The organism is Caldovatus aquaticus (assembly GCF_019458025.1).
Lineage (GTDB): Bacteria > Pseudomonadota > Alphaproteobacteria > Acetobacterales > Acetobacteraceae > Caldovatus > Caldovatus aquaticus.
The window spans coordinates 34,998-51,057 of record NZ_JAHZUY010000011.1 but is presented as its reverse complement, the minus strand read 5'-3'; the positions used below and the strand labels follow the sequence as shown (position 1 = coordinate 51,057).

Sequence of the window (16,060 nt, the reverse complement as noted above, 5' to 3'; positions counted from 1 at the left end):
GATGCGGGGACCCGGGGAGCGCAAGGTCGCGACCGTGTTCGGGGGGGCGGGGTTCATCGGGCGGTATGTCGTCCAGCGGCTCGCCCGGCGGGACTACGTGGTGCGGGTGGGGACGCGCGATCCGGCGGGGGCGCGCTTCCTCTGCACCCAGGGGCGGGTCGGGCAGATCGTGCCGCTGGCCGCGGACATCCGCGACGAGGGGGCGGTGGCGCGCGCCGTGGCCGAGGCCGACCTGGTGGTGAACCTGGTCGGCATCCTGTTCGAGCGGCGCCCCGGCGACTTCGCCCGCCTCCATGTCGAGGCCGCGGGCCGCGTGGCGCGGCTCGCCGCCGCCGCCGGGGTGGCGCGGCTGGTGCATATCTCCGCCATCGGCGCGGACCCGCGGAGCGAGAGCCTCTACGCCCGGACCAAGGGCGAGGGGGAGGCGGCGGTGCGCGCCGCGTTCCCCGGGGCGACGCTGCTGCGCCCCTCGCTGGTGTTCGGGCCGGAGGACCGGCTGTTCAACCGCTTCGCCGCGCTGGCGCAATGGCTGCCGGTGATGCCCGTGATCCGGGGCGGGACGCGCTTCCAGCCGGTGTATGTCGGCGACGTCGCGGACGCGGTGGCGGCGGCGGCGGAACGCGAGGACGCGGCCGGCCGGACCTTCGAGCTGGGCGGGCCACGGGTGATGACCATGCGCGAGATGCTGCGCTTCGTGCTGGAGGCGACGCGCCGCCGCCGCCCGCTCGTCGAGGTGCCGGACGCCCTGGCGCGGCTGATGGCGCGGTTCGGGGAGTGGCTGCCGAACCCGCCGCTGACCCGGGACCAGCTTCTGCTGCTCGGGCGGGACAATGTGGTGAGCGAGGGCATGCCGGGGCTGCGGGAACTCGGAACCGCGGCGCCGAAGGCGGTGGAGGCGGTGGTGCCGGACTATCTGGCGCGGTTCCGGCCTGGCGGCAGCCGGCGCGCCGACCTGGCCGCCGTGTTGTAGGTCCGATCCGGACCTTTCTCCGGGGGTGGTGCCCCCTGGGCCTGGGCGGCGGCGGCCGTTCCTCGCCCAGTCAGGACAGAAAATCTGTCCCAATTGAGGAAAAGGGACTCGCCTTTCCGGCGGCGGCTCCGTTATGTTGCGCGGCAACACGGGTGGGCGCCTGGGGGGCTGCGGCCCTCTGCGACCCGCCGGATGCGCGAGGGACCGCCTGTCATGGCCGAGAGGATGCTGCAGTTCGTGCGCCTGCCCCAGCGCCCGCCGGAGAAGCGGGACGCGGCGGCGCGCCGCCACGACTGGGCCGAGGTCTATCGCCCCTTCGACCCCGAGGCCGCGGCCGAGCAGGCGAGCCGCTGCAGCCAGTGCGGCGTGCCCTTCTGCCAGGTGCACTGCCCGCTGCACAACAACATCCCGGACTGGCTCAAGCTCACCGCCGAGGGGCGGCTCGAGGAGGCCTACGAGGTCGCCGCCTCGACCAACAGCTTCCCCGAGATCTGCGGCCGCGTCTGCCCGCAGGACCGGCTGTGCGAGGGCAATTGCGTGATCGAGAAGGGCTTCGCCTCGGTCACCATCGGCGCGGTCGAGAAGTACATCACCGACACCGCCTGGGAGCGCGGCTGGGTCAGGCCGCCGCGGCCGCGGCGGGAGCTCCCGCACTCCGTCGGCATCGTCGGCGCCGGGCCGGCGGGGATGGCGGCGGCCGAGCGGCTGCGCGTGAAGGGGTATCAGGTCCACCTCTACGACCGCTACGACCGCGCCGGCGGCCTGATGATCTACGGCATCCCCAACTTCAAGCTGGAGAAGGACGTCGTGCTGCGCCGCCACGCCCAGTACGCGGCGGGCGGCATCGTCTTCCACCTCGACTGCGCGGTCGGGCGCGACGTGTCGCTGGCCGAGCTGCGCGCGCGCCACGACGCGGTGCTGATCGCCACCGGCGTCTACAAGGCGCGCGACATCGCCTGCCCGGGCGCCGGGCTGCCCGGCGTCGTGGCGGCGCTCGACTACCTCATCGCCTCGAACCGCAAGGGGCTCGGCGATGCGGTGCCGGAGTTCGACTCCGGCGCGCTCGATGCGCGGGACAAGGACGTGGTGGTGGTGGGCGGCGGCGACACGGCGATGGACTGCGTGCGCACCGCGGTGCGCCAGGGGGCGCGGTCGGTCACCTGCCTCTACCGCCGCGACCGCGCCAACATGCCGGGCTCGATGCGCGAGGTGGCGAACGCCGAGGAGGAGGGCGTGCGCTTCGTCTGGCTCGCCGCGCCGGAGGCGTTCCTCGGCGAGGGGCGGGTGAGCGGCGTGCGCGCCCTGCGCATGCATCTCGGCCTGCCGGACGCGACCGGGCGCCAGCAGGTGGAGCCGATCCCGGGCAGCCACTTCGTCCAGCCGGCCGATCTCGTCATCAAGGCGCTCGGCTTCGACCCCGAGGACCTGCCGGCGCTGTTCGGCGAGCCGGGGCTCGAGGTGACGCGCTGGGGCACGCTGAAGATCAACCACCGCACCATGATGACCTCGCTGCCCGGCGTGTTCGCCGCGGGCGACATCGTGCGCGGCGCCTCGCTCGTGGTGTGGGCGATCCGCGACGGGCGCGACGCGGCGGAGCAGATCGACCGCTGGGTGAGGGCGAAGGCCGCCGCCGAGGCGGCGCCGATGGCGATCGCGGCGGAGTGAGGGAGGAATACATGCAGGAGAGCGGACCGGCCTTCGTCCGGAGCTTCGTCCGGAACGCCCGCCGCCTCGCCGAGCAGGCGCATCTCGACCTCGCCGGGCACGACGCCTGCGGCGTCGGCCTGGTTGCCGCGCTCGACGGCAGGCCGCGGCGCGAGGTGGTGCAGGCCGGCATCGATGCGCTGAAGGCCGTGTGGCACCGCGGCGCGGTGGACGCCGACGGCAAGACCGGCGACGGCGCGGGCATCCACGTCGAGATCCCGCAGGACTTCTTCGCCGAGGCGGTGGAGCGCGGCGGCGACCGGCTGCGGCCGGGGCGCATCGCGGTCGGCATGGTGTTCCTGCCCAAGACCGACCTCGGCGCGCAGGAGCGCTGCCGCCAGATCGTCGAGACCGAGATCCTCTCCGCGGGCTACGCGATCTACGGCTGGCGCCAGGTGCCGATCAACGTCGCCTGCATCGGCGAGAAGGCCAACGCCACCCGCCCCGAGATCGAGCAGATCCTGATCTGGGACCCGGAGCGGCGCGAGGAGGCGATCGTCGAGCGCGACCTCTACGTGATCCGCCGGCGCATCGAAAAGCAGGCGATCGCGGCGCAGATCCCGGAGCTCTACCTCTGCTCCCTCTCCTGCCGCTCGGTGATCTACAAGGGGATGTTCCTCGCCGAGCACCTGACGGAGTTCTACCCGGACCTGCTCGATCCGTGCTTCGTCAGCCGCTTCGCGATCTACCACCAGCGCTACTCGACCAACACCTTCCCGACCTGGCGGCTGGCCCAGCCCTTCCGCATGGTCGCGCACAACGGCGAGATCAACACGCTGGCGGGCAACATCAACTGGATGAAGAGCCACGAGACCCGGCTCTCCCATCCCCTGCTCGACCCCTACATGGACGACATCAAGCCGGTCATCCAGGCCGGCGGGTCGGACACGGCGACGCTCGACAACGTCTTCGAGCTGCTGGTGCGCGGCGGGCGCGACGCGCCGATGGCGAAGGCGATGCTGATCCCCGAGAGCATCGGCAACAGCGCCACCATGCCGGAGGCGCACCGCGACCTCTTCCTCTACTGCAACGCGGTGATGGAGCCGTGGGACGGCCCGGCGGCGATCTGCGCCACCGACGGGCGCTGGGTGATCGCCGGCATGGACCGCAACGGCCTGCGGCCGATGCGCTACACCGTCACGCGCGACGGGCTGCTGATCGTCGGCTCCGAGACCGGCATGGTGAAGCTGCCGGAGGACGCGATCGTGGCCAAGGGCCGGGTCGGCCCCGGCCAGTGCATCGGCGTCGACCTCGACGCCGCGCGCTTCTACCGCGACGGCGAGCTCAAGGACATGCTCGCCGCGCGCAAGCCCTTCGGCGAGTGGGTCAAGCGCACCACGCGGATCGACGAGATCGTGCGCCAGGACGCGCGCGAGCCGGTGCTGTTCCAGGGCGAGGAGCTGCGCCGCCGCCAGCTCGCCGTCGGCTACACGCTGGAGGAGCTGGAGACGATCCTGCACCCGATGGTGGAGGACGCCAACGAGCCGGTCGGCAGCATGGGCGACGACACGCCGATCGCCGTGCTCTCCAACCAGTACCGCGGCCTGCACCACTTCTTCCGCCAGAGCTTCAGCCAGGTCACCAACCCGCCGATCGATTCCCTGCGCGAGACGCGGGTGATGACGCTGCGCACGCGCCTCGGCAACCTCGGCAACATCCTCGACGAGGACCCGACGCAGTGCGACATGCTGATGCTCGACAGCCCCGTCCTGTCGAGCGCCGAGTTCGCGGCGATGCGCGCCTACATGGGCGAGACCGCCTGCGTCGTGGACTGCACCTTCCCCGTCGCCGAGGGCGAGCAGGGCCTGCGCCGCGCCATCGACCGCATCCGCCGCGAGGCGGAGGAGGGCGTGCGCTCCGGCTGCGCCCACGTGATCCTGACCGACGAGAACCAGGGGCCGGAGCGCGCCGCGATCCCGATGATCCTCGCGGTCGGCGGGGTGCACACACACCTGGTGCGCAACAGCCTGCGCACCTTCACCAGCCTCAACGTCCGCGTCGCCGAGGCGCTGGACGTGCACTACTTCGCGGTGCTGATCGGCGCCGGCGCCACCACCGTCAACGCCTACCTCGCGCAGGAGAGCATCGCCGACCGCCACCGGCGCGGCCTGTTCGGCAGGCTCACCCTCGAGGAGTGCGTCGCCCGCTACAAGAAGGCGGTGGACAAGGGGCTGCTCAAGGTCATGTCCAAGATGGGCATCGGCGTGCTGAGCAGCTACCGCGGCGGGATGAACTTCGAGGCGATCGGCCTCTCGCGCTCGCTGGTCGCGGAGTTCTTCCCCGGCACGCCGAGCCGCATCTCCGGCATCGGCCTCTCCGGCATCGCGCGCCGCGTGCTCGCGCTGCACCGCAAGGCCTGGGACTCGGACGCGGTGACCCTGCCGGTGGGCGGGCTCTACAAGATGCGCCGCAGCGGCGAGACCCACGCCTTCGACGGCGCGCTGATCCACACCCTGCAGCGGGCGGTGGAGACCGACAGCTACCAGACCTTCAAGAAGTACTCCGAGGCGGTGCGCCGCCTGCCGCCCGTGGCGCTGCGCGACCTGCTCGACTTCCGCACCGAGGGCCGCGCGCCGGTGCCGATCGAGGAGGTCGAGAGCATCACCGAGATCCGCAAGCGCCTGGTCGCGCCCGGCATCTCCCTCGGCGCGCTGAGCCCGGAGGCGCACGAGACGCTCTCCATCGCCATGAACCGCATCGGCGCGCGCAGCGACTCGGGCGAGGGCGGCGAGGACCCGGCGCGCGCGAAGCCGCGGCCGAACGGCGACAACGCCAACTCCGCGATCAAGCAGATCGCGAGCGGGCGCTTCGGCGTCACCGCCGAGTACCTCAACAACTGCCGCGAGATCGAGATCAAGATCGCGCAGGGGGCGAAGCCCGGCGAGGGCGGCCAGCTCCCGGGCTTCAAGGTGACCGAGCTGATCGCGAAGCTGCGGCACTCCACCCCCGGCGTGACGCTGATCTCGCCGCCGCCGCACCACGACATCTACTCGATCGAGGACCTCGCCCAGCTCATCTACGACCTCAAGCAGATCAACCCGGAGGCGACGGTCTGCGTAAAGCTGGTGGCGCGCTCCGGCATCGGCACCATCGCCGCGGGGGTGGCGAAGGCGAAGGCGGACGCGATCCTGATCTCCGGCCACTCGGGCGGCACCGGCGCCTCGCCGCAGTCCTCGATCAAGTACGCCGGCCTGCCGTGGGAGATGGGGCTGTCCGAGGCGCACCAGGTGCTGCTGCTCAACCGCCTGCGCCATCGCGTCCGGCTGCGCACCGACGGCGGCATCAAGACCGGGCGCGACGTGGTGATCGCGGCGATGCTCGGGGCGGAGGAGTTCGGCATCGGCACGGCGAGCCTGGTCGCCATGGGCTGCATCATGGTCCGCCAGTGCCACTCCAACACCTGCCCGGTCGGGGTGTGCACGCAGGACGAGAAGCTGCGCGCCAAGTTCGCCGGCACCCCGGAGAAGGTCATCAACCTGTTCTCCTTCATCGCAGAGGAGGTGCGGGAGATCCTGAGCCAGCTCGGCTTCCGCCGGCTCGAGGAGGTGATCGGGCGGACCGACCTGCTCAAGCAGGTCAGCCGCGGCTCGGAGGACCTCGACGACCTCGACCTCAACCCGCTGCTGGTGAAGGCCGACCCTGGCCCCTACAAGCCCTACTGCACGCTCGAGGGCCGCAACGAGGTGCCGGAGACGCTGGACGCGGAGATGATCCGCGACGCCGAGGCGCTGTTCCGCCGCGGCGAGAAGATGCAGCTCCAGTACAACATCCGCAACACCCAGCGCGCGATCGGCACCAAGGTCTCCTCCAAGATCGTGCGGCAGTTCGGCATGGACGGGCTGCAGCCCGGCCACCTCACGGTGCGGCTGCGCGGCTCGGCCGGCCAGTCGCTCGGCGCCTTCGGCGTGCGCGGGCTGAAGCTCGAGGTGTTCGGCGACGCCAACGACTACGTGGGCAAGGGCCTCTCCGGCGCCACCATCGTGGTGCGGCCGGCCCCCTCCTCGACCCTGGTGTGGAACGAGAACACCATCGTCGGCAACACCGTGCTCTACGGCGCCACCTCCGGCGAGCTGTTCGCCGCGGGCCAGGCCGGGGAGCGCTTCGCGGTGCGCAACTCCGGCGCCATCGCGGTGGTGGAGGGGTGCGGCGCCAACGGCTGCGAGTACATGACCGGCGGGACGGTCGTGATCCTCGGGCCGGTGGGCGACAATTTCGGCGCCGGCTTCACCGGCGGCATGGCCTTCGTCTACGACGCCGACGGCACCTTCGAGCGCCGGGTCAACCCCGATTCGCTGCTCTGGCGCCGCCTCGGGCACCCGCACTGGGAGGGGGTGCTTCGCGACCTGATCGCCCGCCACGTGCGGGAGACGGGCAGCCGGTTCGCGGCGCGCCTGCTGAACGAGTGGGAGACCGAGCGTGCCCGCTTCTGGCACATCGTGCCGAAGGAGTACGCGAGGTACCTGCCGGTGCCGATGGAGGAGGCGGTCGCCGCCGCCGTCGCGGCCGAATAGCGGCGGCGCGGAAGAAGCGCGCCGGCCCGGCTTCCCTGCCCGCCCGGCGGGTGGCATAAGCCGGGCCGACGATGCGAATCCTCTACCACCTGCCGCTCTCGCCCTTCTCCCGCAAGGTCCGCCTGGCCCTCGCCGAGAAGCGGATCCCGTTCGACCTGCGCGTCGAGCGCGTCTGGGAACGGCGCGAGGAGTTCCTCGAGATGAACCCCGCCGGCACCGTGCCGGTGCTGCGCGAGGACAACGGCCTCGTCGTCGCCGATTCCTACGCGATCTGCGAGTACCTCGACGAGGCCTATCCCGACCTGCCGCTGCTCGGCCGCACGCTCGCGGAGCGCGCCGAGGTCCGCCGCCTGGTCGCCTGGTTCGACGGCAAGTTCAACGCCGAGGTCACGCGCAACCTGCTCTACGAGAAGCAGATGAAGCGCCTGATGGGCCGCGGCACGCCGGACGCGGCGGCGATCCGCGCCGGGCACGCGAACCTCCGGCCGCACCTCGACTACCTCGGCTGGCTCGCCGAGTCGCGGGTGTGGCTCGCCGGCGCCTCGCTGACGCTCGCCGACCTCTGCGCCGCGGCCCATCTCTCGGCGCTCGACTTCATCGGCGACGTGGACTGGTCGCTGAACGAGGCGGCGAAGGACTGGTACGCGCGCGTCAAGTCCCGCCCCTGCTTCCGCCCGCTGCTCGCCGACCGCGTCAGCGGCGTGACGCCGCCGCCGCACTACGCCGATCTCGACTTCTGAGCCGCGCCGGGAAGGGCCTGGCCCGGCGCCGGCCCGCGCGCCAGACTGGGCGCGCAGCAGGAGAGGGCAGGGCATGGGCCTCGACTTCACCGGACAGCGCGTCCTCGTCGCCGGCGGCAGCCGCGGCATCGGCCGCGCCATCGCGTTGGGCTTCGCGCGCGCGGGCGCCGGCGTCTCGATCTGCGCCCGCGGGGCGGAGGCGCTGGAGGCGGCGCGCGCGGAGATCGCCGCCGCCGGGCGGCCGGCGCACGCCGCGGTGTGCGACCTCGCCGATGCGGCGGCGATCGCCCGCTGGGTGGAGCAGGCGGCGGCCGCGCTCGGCGGCATCGACGTGCTGGTCAACAACGCCAGCGGCTTCGGCATGGGCGACGACGAGGCGGGCTGGGCCGCCGGCCTCGCCGTGGACGTGATGGCGACGGTGCGGGCGAGCCGCGCCGCCCTGCCGCATCTCAGGGCGTCGAGGGGATGCATCGTCAACATCGCCTCGATCTCCGGCCTGCGGCCCTCGGTGCGCACGCCGGCCTATGCGGCGGTCAAGGCGCTGGTGATCAACTACACCACGAGCCAGGCGGCGGCGCTCGCGCGCGAAGGCATCCGCGTCAACGCCGTCGCGCCGGGCTCGATCGAGTTCCCGGGCGGGGTGTGGGAACGGCGGAAGGCCGCCGACCCGCAGCTCTACGACCGCATCCTGCGCTCCATCCCCTTCGGCCGGCTCGGCACGCCGGAGGAGGTGGCGGAGGTGGTGATGTTCCTCGCCTCGCCGCTCGCGCGCTGGGTCACGGGGCAGACCATCGTCGTGGACGGCGGGCAGCTGCTCTCCGCCTGAGGCGCGGCCGCGCGGCGCGTCCCTCCTTGCCAGGACCCGCGTCCCGCCCGATGCTGCGCGCGAGACGCGAGGAGAGGCATGGACCGACATCCCCCCGAATCCCGGCCGGAGGCGGCCGCCGACTGGCCCGACCGGCTCTACGACCTGCTGAGGACGCACGGCATCCGCCAGGTGGCGGTGGTGCCGGATGCGGGCCACGCGCGCCTGATCCGCCGCTGCCTCGCCGACGCCGAGATGAAGGTCGTCCCACTCACCACCGAGGAGGAGGGGATCGCCCTGCTCCAGGGCGCCTGGCTCGGCGGCGAGAAGGGCGTGCTGCTGATGCAGAGCTCCGGCGTGGGCAACTGCATCAACATGCTCTCGCTCGGCATCACGCATCGCACGCCGATGCCGATGCTCGTCACCATGCGCGGCGACTTCGGCGAGTTCAACCCGGCCCAGGTGCCGATGGGCAGCGCCACCCAGGCGGTGCTCGAGGCGATCGGCGCGCTGGTGCGCCGCGCCGACCGGCCGGAGGACGTGGTGCCGACCGCGGACGCGACGATCCGCCTCGCCTTCAACACCTTCCGTCCGGCCGCGACGCTGATCGGCCAGCGCGTGATCGGCGCCAAGACCTTCGGAAAGGACTGAGACGCGATGCTCGCGGCTTCGGGCAAGCTCGACCGGCGCGAACTCTGCCGCGCGCTCCTCGCCGACCGCGGCGGCCTTCTGGTGGTCGCGGGGCTCGGCGCGCCGGCGTGGGACATCACCGCGGTCGGCGATTGCGCGGAGAACTTCCCGCTCTGGGGCGGCATGGGCGGCGCGGCGATGATCGGCCTCGGCCTCGCCCTCGCCCAGCCGGCGCGCAAGGTGCTGGTCATCACCGGCGACGGCGAGATGCTGATGGGCCTCGGCGCCCTCGCCACCATCGCGGTGCGCCGGCCGCCCAACCTCTCGATCGTGGTGCAGGACAACGAGCACTACGGCGAGACCGGGATGCAGGAGACGCACACCAAGTACGGCGTCGACCTCGTCGGCATGGCGCGGGCGGCGGGCTTCCCGCGCACCATGCTGGTGACGCGGCCGGAGGAGGTGCCGGCGCTGCGCGCGGCGGTCCATGCGGGCGAGGGCCCGCTCTTCGCCGTGGCGAAGGTGGACGCGGCGAGCCTGCCGCTCGTTCTGCCGCCGCGCGAGGGGGCCTATCTGCAGGCGCGCTTCCGCGAGGCGGTGCTGGGCCCGGCGGCGCACCACCAGCTCTAGCGCGCGGGCGGCGTGCAGCGCCCCCTGCGCAGGAAGGAGGGAGGAGACGCATGGACCGCCGCCTGCTCGCCGCTGTCGCGCGCGCCGCGATGCCGCGCGGCAGCCGGCCGGGGGCGGGCGGCGCCATCGCCGCCGCCGGAGGAGTTCGCCCGCTTCATCGAGACCGAGATCCCGAAATGGGGCGAGCTGGTGCGCGTCGCCGGCGCCGCCCCGGACTGAGCCTGGCGAAGGACCCGTCATGCCCCACGTTGTCTGCCTGCGACCGCTGCACCCCGAGGCGATGGCCCGCCTGCAGGGCGAGCCCGGCTACCGCGTCACCATGCTCGCCGAGGTGAACGATGCCACGCTCGCCGAGGCGATGCCGACGGCGGAGGCGATCATCGTGCGCGCCACGCGCATAGACCGCGCCTTCCTTGCCCGGGCCCCGATGCTGCGCCTCTGCGCCCGCCACGGCGTGGGCTACGACGCGGTGGACGTCGCGGCGCTGACCGAGCGGGGCATCCCGCTCACCGTCACGCCGGACGCCAACGCGGTCTCGGTGGCCGAGCACGCGCTGATGCTGATGCTCACCCTCGCCCGGCGCACCCTGGCCTACGACGCCAAGACCCGGGCGCTGGACTGGGGCACCACCGACGCGCTGCCCTGCTTCGACCTTGCCGGCCGGACGGCGCTGGTGGTCGGCTTCGGCCGCATCGGCGCGCGCGTGGCGCGGCTCTGCGCCGCCTTCGGCATGACGGTGCTGGTGCGCGACCCCTACGTGCCCGCCAACACCATCAAGGGCGCGGGGTTCACGCCGGTGCGCGACCTCGTCGAGGCGCTCGGCCAGGCCGACATCGTCACCATCCACTGCCCGAGCAACGCCGAGACGCGCGGCATGGTGGACAAGGCCTTCCTCGCCGCCATGAAGCCGGGCGCGGTGTTCGTCAACACCGCGCGCGGCACGCTGGTGGACGAGACGGCGCTGGCCGCGGCGCTGCGCTCGGGCCACGTCGCCGGCGCCGGCCTCGACGTGTTCCGGGAGGAGCCGCTGGTCGCCTCGAGCCCGCTGCTCGAGGCGCCCAACGTGGTCATGACGCCGCACTCCGCCGCGGCGACGGAGGAGGGGCTGCGCCGCATGGGCCTCTCCTGCGCCGAGAGCATCATCAGCTTCTTCCAGGGGCGGCTCGATCCCGATGTGGTCGTCAACAAAGAGGTGCTGCGCGGCAACGCGTAGCAGGTCCGCGATGGAGAACCCGCTCCTCGTCCTCGCCGGCCATGCCGCCGGGTGGCGCACGCGGCCGCTGCCCCCCGATCTCGAGCGCCACGCGCGCCGGGCGCTGGTGGACTGGTTCGCCGCCCTGCTCGCCGGCGCCTCGCGCCCGCCGGCGACGCTGCTCGCCGCGGCGCTCGCCGACGAGACGCGCGGCGGCGGCGGCGCGGTCTGCTACGTCACCGGCCGGCGCGTGCCGCTGCGCCACGCGGCGCTGATGAACGGCCTCGCGAGCCACATCGTCGAGTTCGACGACATCTACCGCTACGCCGTCTATCATCCGGGCTGCCCGACCATCGGCGCGGCGCTCGCCGCGGCGCAGGCGCGGGGCGCGGACATGGCGGCGCTGCTGCGCGCGATGGTCGCCGGCTACGAGGTCTCCTGCCGCATCGGCCGGGCCGTGCAGCCGAGCCACTACCGCTTCTGGCACACCACCGGCACGGTCGGGACCTTCGGCGCCGCGGCCGCGGTCGCGGTGCTGCTCGGTTGCGACGCGGAGCGCACGGCGCACGCCCTCGCCACCGCCGCGACCATGGCGAGCGGGCTGCAGCAGGCCTTCCGCGGCGAGGGCATGAGCAAGCCCTTCCACCCCGGCCACGCCGCGGAGGCCGGCGCGCTCGCCGCGCTGGCGGCGGCGCAGGGCGTCACCGGCGCGCTCGACGTGCTGCACGGCCCGGCCGGCTTCGCCGCCGCGACCAGCGAGGACACCGGCAAGTGGGAGCAGGCGCTCGCCGGCATCGGCCAGCCCTTCGCCATCGCCGACATGACCTTCAAGAACCACGGCTGCTGCGGCCACATCTTCGCCGCGCTCGACGCGATCCGCGCGCTGCAGCGCGCGCACGGCTTCGCGGCGGAGGAGGTGGACGGCGTGCTGGTCGGCGGCTACCGCGCCACCAAGGAGATCTGCGACCGGCCGGAGGCGGCGACGGAGCAGGAATGCCGCTTCTCGGTGCAGTTCACCGCGGCGACGATGCTGGTGCACGGCGGCGTGCGCCTCGCCGCCTACGAGCCGGCGCGGATCCGGGACCCGGCGGTGCGGGCGCTGATGCCGCGCATCCGCGTCGAGGTGGACCCGGAGTGCGAGGCCGCCTTCCCGGCGCGGCGCTCGGCCAGGGTGGAGATCCGGCTCAAGGACGGGCGCGTGCTGCGCCACCACCAGCCGACGCGCAAGGGCGATCCGGACGCGCCGCTCTCGGACGAGGATCTGAGCGAGAAGTTCCTCGAGCTCTCGGTGCCGGCGGTCGGCGAGCAGCCGGCGCGGGCGCTGCTCGCGCAGCTCTGGCACGGGGCCGCGCTGCCCGGCCCGGTGCCGCTGCGCGGCGCGGCGCCGGCGGCGGCCGGGTAGGGCCGGGCGCGGGCGGCGGCGCGGCGGGCGCAGGTCCCGCGCCATCGTCGCGCGGCCGGCCGGGCGCCGGCGGCGCGGGGGAGGGACGGCGGCGCGGCTCTCCGTGTCGCCGGCTGCAGGGGGGCCGCCCGGGCGTGCCGCCTCACCCGCCGGCTGGCCGCAGCCACAGCGCCGCCGCGCCGGCGGCGAGGCCGGCCAGGGTGCCGAGGGCGAAGCGCCCGCCGAAGCCCGCCCCGCCGAGCGCCAGCGCATAGGCGATCTTCGCCACGGTGTTGGTCGCCACCGCCACCGCCACCGCCAGCGCGGCGAGCGAGGCGGGCAGCGCCTCGGCCGCCGTCAGCGCCGCCATGGAAAGCGTCACCGCGTCCACGTCGGCGAGGCCGGAGAGCGCGGCCACCGCCGCCGCGCCGACGCCGCCGAACCGCGCCGCGGCGTATTCGCTGAGCAGGCCGACGCCGGCGAGCAGGGCGGCGAGGCGCAGCACCGCCCCGAACTCGAACGGGTTGCCGAGCCCTCCGCGCCCCGTTTCCGCCGCCGCGCGCTCCTCCCGCCGCCACCCGGCGAGCAGCGCCGCCGCCGCCTGCACCAGCGCCCCCGCGGCGAGGGCCGGGAGCAGCGGCCGCGCCATCGCCGGCGAGGCGAGGAGGGCGAGCGCGGCGGTGCGCGCATAGGCCACCGCGCCGGCCGCCAGCGCGCCCGCGACCAGCGGCCCCGCCGGCTCCCCGCCGCGCGCGAGGCGGGCGTTCGTCACCGTCGCCGCGGTCGAGGAGACGAGTCCGGCGGCGGCGCCGGCGAGCAGGCGCCCGGCGGCGGCGCCGAGCAGCCGCACCGCCACGTAGCCGAGGAAGGAGACGGCGGCGAGGATCACCGCGAGCAGCCACACCCGCGCCGGGTTGAGGCCCCAGAGGGCGGCGATGCGCCGGTCGGGCAGCAGCGGCAGCGCGACCAGCGTCATCGTCAGCAGCAGCAGGGCGGAGCGCAGCTCGGGCCAGCTCAGGCGCCGGACGAAGGCGTGCAGCACCTCGCGGCTGGCGAGCAGCGCGGTCGTCGCCACCGCCGCCGCGGCGGCGGTGCCGGCATCGCCGAGCACGGCGAGGGCGCCGAGGGCGAACACCGCCTGGGCGGCGACGACGCCGGTGACGCTGAAGCTCTGCTCGGCGATCGCCTCGCGCAGCTTGAACACGATCAGCGCCGCGGAAAGGCCGAGGAAAGGGAGGCCGAGCAGCAGCGCCGCCGGCACTCCCTCGGCGCCGCCGCGGGCCGCCTGCGCCAGCGCCGCGGCGAGGCCGCCGAGCAGGCCGATCAGGCCGAAGGTGCGCAGGCCGGCGGTGCGCCGGCCCGCCTCCGCCTCGCGCTCGCGCCAATGGCGCTCGACCCCGACCAGCAGGCCGATGCCGAGCGCGAGGGCGAGCCGGTAGAGCAGCTCGTGGTCGGCCGGCACCGGCTCAGCCCGGGCGCGCCCCCGTGGCGCGCAGGATCGGCGTCGACTTCCCCGTCTCCGCGCGCAGGTGGGCGGGATCGCCCGGCAGCGGGTCCACGCCGGCCTCCGCGAAGCGGCGCTGCGCCTCCGGCTCCTCGAGCGCCTGCAGGACGGCGCGCGAGAGGGTGCCGACGATCTCCGCCGGCAGCCCGGCCGGGCCGTAGAGCGCCTGCCAGGAGGAGGCGCGGTAGCCGGCGACCCCCGCCTCCTCCAGCGTCGGCAGCTCCGGCAGCAGGCGCGAGCGGCGCGCGGTGGTGACGGCGAGCGCGCGCACCCGGCCCTCGCGCGCGAGCGGCGCGAGCAGGGTCTGGCTGTCGATCATGAGGTCCACGCGGCCGGCGAGGAGGTCGGTCACCGCCGCCGGGGTGCCGCGATAGGGCACGACGGTGAACTCCACCCCGGCGAGCCGCTTCAGCAGCTCGCCCGCGAGGTGCGAGGCGGGGCCGACACCGGCGGTGGCGAAGGTCGCCTCGCCGCGCCGCGTGCGCAGCCAGGCGAGCAGGGAGGCGACGTCCCGCGCCGGCACGCCCGGATGCACGCAGACGAGGAAGCTCTGGTCGCCGCGCAGGGCGATCGGCGTGACGTCGCCCAGCGCGTCGAAGCCGGCCTCCGGATAGAGCGCGGGGATCACCGCGTGCGCCGCGCCGTTCAGCAGCAGGGTGTGGCCGTCCGCCGCGGCGCGGGCGACGGCCCGCGCGCCGATGGTGCTGCCCGCGCCGGGCAGGTTCTCCACCGCCACCGGCTGGCCGGGCCGGGGCGCGAGCGGATCGGCGAGGATGCACGCGACCACGTCGACGATGCCGCCGGCGGCGAAGGGCACGACGAGGCGCAGCGGGCGGGACGGAAAGCGCGCCGGTTGCGCCCGCGCGGGCGCGCGGCGCGCCGCCCGGGCCGCGAGACCCGTCGCAACGATCAGGTGCCGCCGTCGCATCCGTCCTCCTCCGGTCGCCGCGCCGCGCCGGCCGGTCGCGCGCCCCGGCTGGCCGCGGCGCGTCCGGCGCGCCGGGGGAGGCTAATCCAGGCGGATGCCGGCGTCACGGATGGCCGCGGCGTAGCGCTCGGCGTCGCGGCGCAGCAGCGCGGCGGCGTCGGCGGCGGTGCCGCCGCCGGGGATGAACCCCGCCTCCCGCACGCGGGCGCGGATCTCCGGCACGGCCAGGGCCTTGTTCACCGCCTCGACCCAGCGCGCGACGATCGGCTCCGGCAGGCCCGGCGGGCCCATCACCATGTACCAGACGGAGGCGCTGAAGCCGGGGAAGCCGAGTTCGGCCACGGTCGGCACCTCGGGCAGCCACTCCACCCGCGCGGGCAGCGTCACCGCCAGCGCGCGCACCCGCCCGGCGCGGATGTGCGGCAGGTAGGTCGGCAGCGTGTCGATCGCGATGTCGATCCGCCCGGCGAGCACCTCGTTCACCGCCTGGCCGGTGCCGCGGAAGGGGATGTGGGTCATGCGCACGCCCGCCGCCGCCGAGAGCAGCTCGGCGGCGAGGTGCTGCTGGGTCGCGACCCCGGAGGAGGAGTAGTTGAGCTTGCCGGGATGGGCGCGCGCGATCTCCAGCAGCCCGGGCAGGTCGCGCGCCGGCGAACTCGGGGGCACCACCGCGACCAGCGGCACGGTGCCGGCGAGCACGACCGGCGTCTGGTCGCGGTAGATGTCGAAGGGCGGCGGGCGCATCTGCGGCGGCACCACGGCGGAGGCGCTCACCGTCGTCATCAGCATGGTGTAGCCGTCCGGCCGCGCGCGGGTGATCGCCGTCGCGGCGATGGTGCCGCTCGCGCCGGGCCGGTTCTCCACCGTGACCGGCTGGCCGAACTCCTCCTGCAGGACCGGGGCGAGGAAGCGCGAGATGATGTCGGTGCCGCCGCCGGGGGCGAAGCCGACCAGCAGGGTGATCGGGCGGCTCGGATAGCGCTCCGGCTGCGCCTGCGCGGCGAGGGGCAGCAGCGCGGCGCCGAGGGCGGCGCGGCGGGAGAGGCGGGGCAGGGACATGGCGGC

13 protein-coding genes are annotated in these 16,060 nt (G+C 74.6%); 10 read left to right on the top strand and 3 right to left on the bottom strand.

Annotated features, from left to right (window positions below; translation table 11 throughout):
• Position 1 precedes the first annotated feature (1 nt).
• The 10 genes from K1J50_RS06650 to K1J50_RS06605 all read left to right on the top strand — a co-directional run bounded on the left by K1J50_RS06650 (position 2) and on the right by K1J50_RS06605 (position 12,584).
• The gene (locus tag K1J50_RS06650) at positions 2-970 is read left to right on the top strand and encodes a complex I NDUFA9 subunit family protein (RefSeq protein ID WP_220116924.1); all 969 of its coding nucleotides are present in this window, start codon (positions 2-4) and stop codon (positions 968-970) included.
• A 213-nt stretch (positions 971-1,183) separates the two neighbouring features.
• A complete protein-coding gene (locus K1J50_RS06645; protein WP_220116923.1) occupies positions 1,184-2,635 on the top strand; it encodes an NAD(P)-dependent oxidoreductase in 1,452 nt (483 codons plus the stop codon).
• Between the two features lie 11 nt (positions 2,636-2,646).
• Positions 2,647-7,185: a glutamate synthase large subunit gene (gene gltB / locus K1J50_RS06640; protein ID WP_220116922.1), complete on the top strand. Its 4,539-nt coding sequence runs from the start codon at positions 2,647-2,649 to the stop codon at positions 7,183-7,185.
• Positions 7,186-7,256: 71 nt separating this feature from the next.
• A complete protein-coding gene (gene fzlA, locus K1J50_RS06635) occupies positions 7,257-7,925 on the top strand; it encodes an FtsZ-binding protein FzlA (RefSeq protein ID WP_220116921.1) in 669 nt (222 codons plus the stop codon).
• Positions 7,926-7,998: 73 nt separating this feature from the next.
• Positions 7,999-8,751: an SDR family NAD(P)-dependent oxidoreductase gene (locus K1J50_RS06630; protein ID WP_220116920.1), complete on the top strand. Its 753-nt coding sequence runs from the start codon at positions 7,999-8,001 to the stop codon at positions 8,749-8,751.
• Positions 8,752-8,829: 78 nt separating this feature from the next.
• Positions 8,830-9,381 carry a phosphonopyruvate decarboxylase gene (locus K1J50_RS06625; protein WP_220116919.1) on the top strand — a complete coding sequence of 184 codons (552 nt, stop codon included), beginning with the start codon at positions 8,830-8,832 and terminating at the stop codon, positions 9,379-9,381.
• 6 nt (positions 9,382-9,387) lie between these two features.
• Positions 9,388-9,990, top strand: a complete 603-nt coding sequence (locus K1J50_RS06620; protein WP_220116918.1) for a thiamine pyrophosphate-dependent enzyme — start codon at positions 9,388-9,390, stop codon at positions 9,988-9,990.
• Between the two features lie 12 nt (positions 9,991-10,002).
• On the top strand, positions 10,003-10,209 hold the full coding sequence (locus K1J50_RS06615) for a hypothetical protein (protein WP_220116917.1): 207 nt from the start codon (positions 10,003-10,005) through the stop codon (positions 10,207-10,209).
• Positions 10,210-10,228: 19 nt separating this feature from the next.
• Positions 10,229-11,203 (top strand): hydroxyacid dehydrogenase, encoded by a 975-nt coding sequence (locus tag K1J50_RS06610; protein ID WP_220116916.1) that lies wholly within the window; start codon positions 10,229-10,231, stop codon positions 11,201-11,203.
• A 10-nt stretch (positions 11,204-11,213) separates the two neighbouring features.
• A complete protein-coding gene (locus tag K1J50_RS06605) occupies positions 11,214-12,584 on the top strand; it encodes an MmgE/PrpD family protein (protein ID WP_220116915.1) in 1,371 nt (456 codons plus the stop codon).
• A gap of 142 nt (positions 12,585-12,726) precedes the next feature.
• On the opposite strand, the gene K1J50_RS06600 is transcribed toward K1J50_RS06605, so the two are convergent.
• The 3 genes from K1J50_RS06600 to K1J50_RS06590 form a co-directional block, all read right to left on the bottom strand.
• Complete coding sequence (locus K1J50_RS06600) at positions 12,727-14,025, bottom strand: DUF4010 domain-containing protein (RefSeq protein WP_220116914.1); 1,299 nt, start codon at positions 14,023-14,025, stop codon at positions 12,727-12,729.
• Between the two features lie 4 nt (positions 14,026-14,029).
• On the bottom strand, positions 14,030-14,995 hold the full coding sequence (locus K1J50_RS06595) for a tripartite tricarboxylate transporter substrate-binding protein (protein WP_220116913.1): 966 nt from the start codon (positions 14,993-14,995) through the stop codon (positions 14,030-14,032).
• An 81-nt stretch (positions 14,996-15,076) separates the two neighbouring features.
• Complete coding sequence (locus K1J50_RS06590) at positions 15,077-16,054, bottom strand: Bug family tripartite tricarboxylate transporter substrate binding protein (protein WP_220116912.1); 978 nt, start codon at positions 16,052-16,054, stop codon at positions 15,077-15,079.
• Positions 16,055-16,060 lie beyond the last annotated feature (6 nt).

What these genes read in the sequence shown, in the direction of transcription:
- K1J50_RS06650 (WP_220116924.1), top strand. Translation starts at nt 2, where the DNA reads ATGCGGGGACCCGGGGAGCGCAAGGTCGCGACCGTGTTCGGGGGGGCG.
- K1J50_RS06645 (WP_220116923.1), top strand. Translation starts at nt 1,184, where the DNA reads ATGGCCGAGAGGATGCTGCAGTTCGTGCGCCTGCCCCAGCGCCCGCCG.
- gltB (WP_220116922.1), top strand. Translation starts at nt 2,647, where the DNA reads ATGCAGGAGAGCGGACCGGCCTTCGTCCGGAGCTTCGTCCGGAACGCC.
- fzlA (WP_220116921.1), top strand. Translation starts at nt 7,257, where the DNA reads ATGCGAATCCTCTACCACCTGCCGCTCTCGCCCTTCTCCCGCAAGGTC.
- K1J50_RS06630 (WP_220116920.1), top strand. Translation starts at nt 7,999, where the DNA reads ATGGGCCTCGACTTCACCGGACAGCGCGTCCTCGTCGCCGGCGGCAGC.
- K1J50_RS06625 (WP_220116919.1), top strand. Translation starts at nt 8,830, where the DNA reads ATGGACCGACATCCCCCCGAATCCCGGCCGGAGGCGGCCGCCGACTGG.
- K1J50_RS06620 (WP_220116918.1), top strand. Translation starts at nt 9,388, where the DNA reads ATGCTCGCGGCTTCGGGCAAGCTCGACCGGCGCGAACTCTGCCGCGCG.
- K1J50_RS06610 (WP_220116916.1), top strand. Translation starts at nt 10,229, where the DNA reads ATGCCCCACGTTGTCTGCCTGCGACCGCTGCACCCCGAGGCGATGGCC.
- K1J50_RS06605 (WP_220116915.1), top strand. Translation starts at nt 11,214, where the DNA reads ATGGAGAACCCGCTCCTCGTCCTCGCCGGCCATGCCGCCGGGTGGCGC.
- K1J50_RS06595 (WP_220116913.1), bottom strand. Translation starts at nt 14,995, where the DNA reads ATGCGACGGCGGCACCTGATCGTTGCGACGGGTCTCGCGGCCCGGGCG.
- K1J50_RS06590 (WP_220116912.1), bottom strand. Translation starts at nt 16,054, where the DNA reads ATGTCCCTGCCCCGCCTCTCCCGCCGCGCCGCCCTCGGCGCCGCGCTG.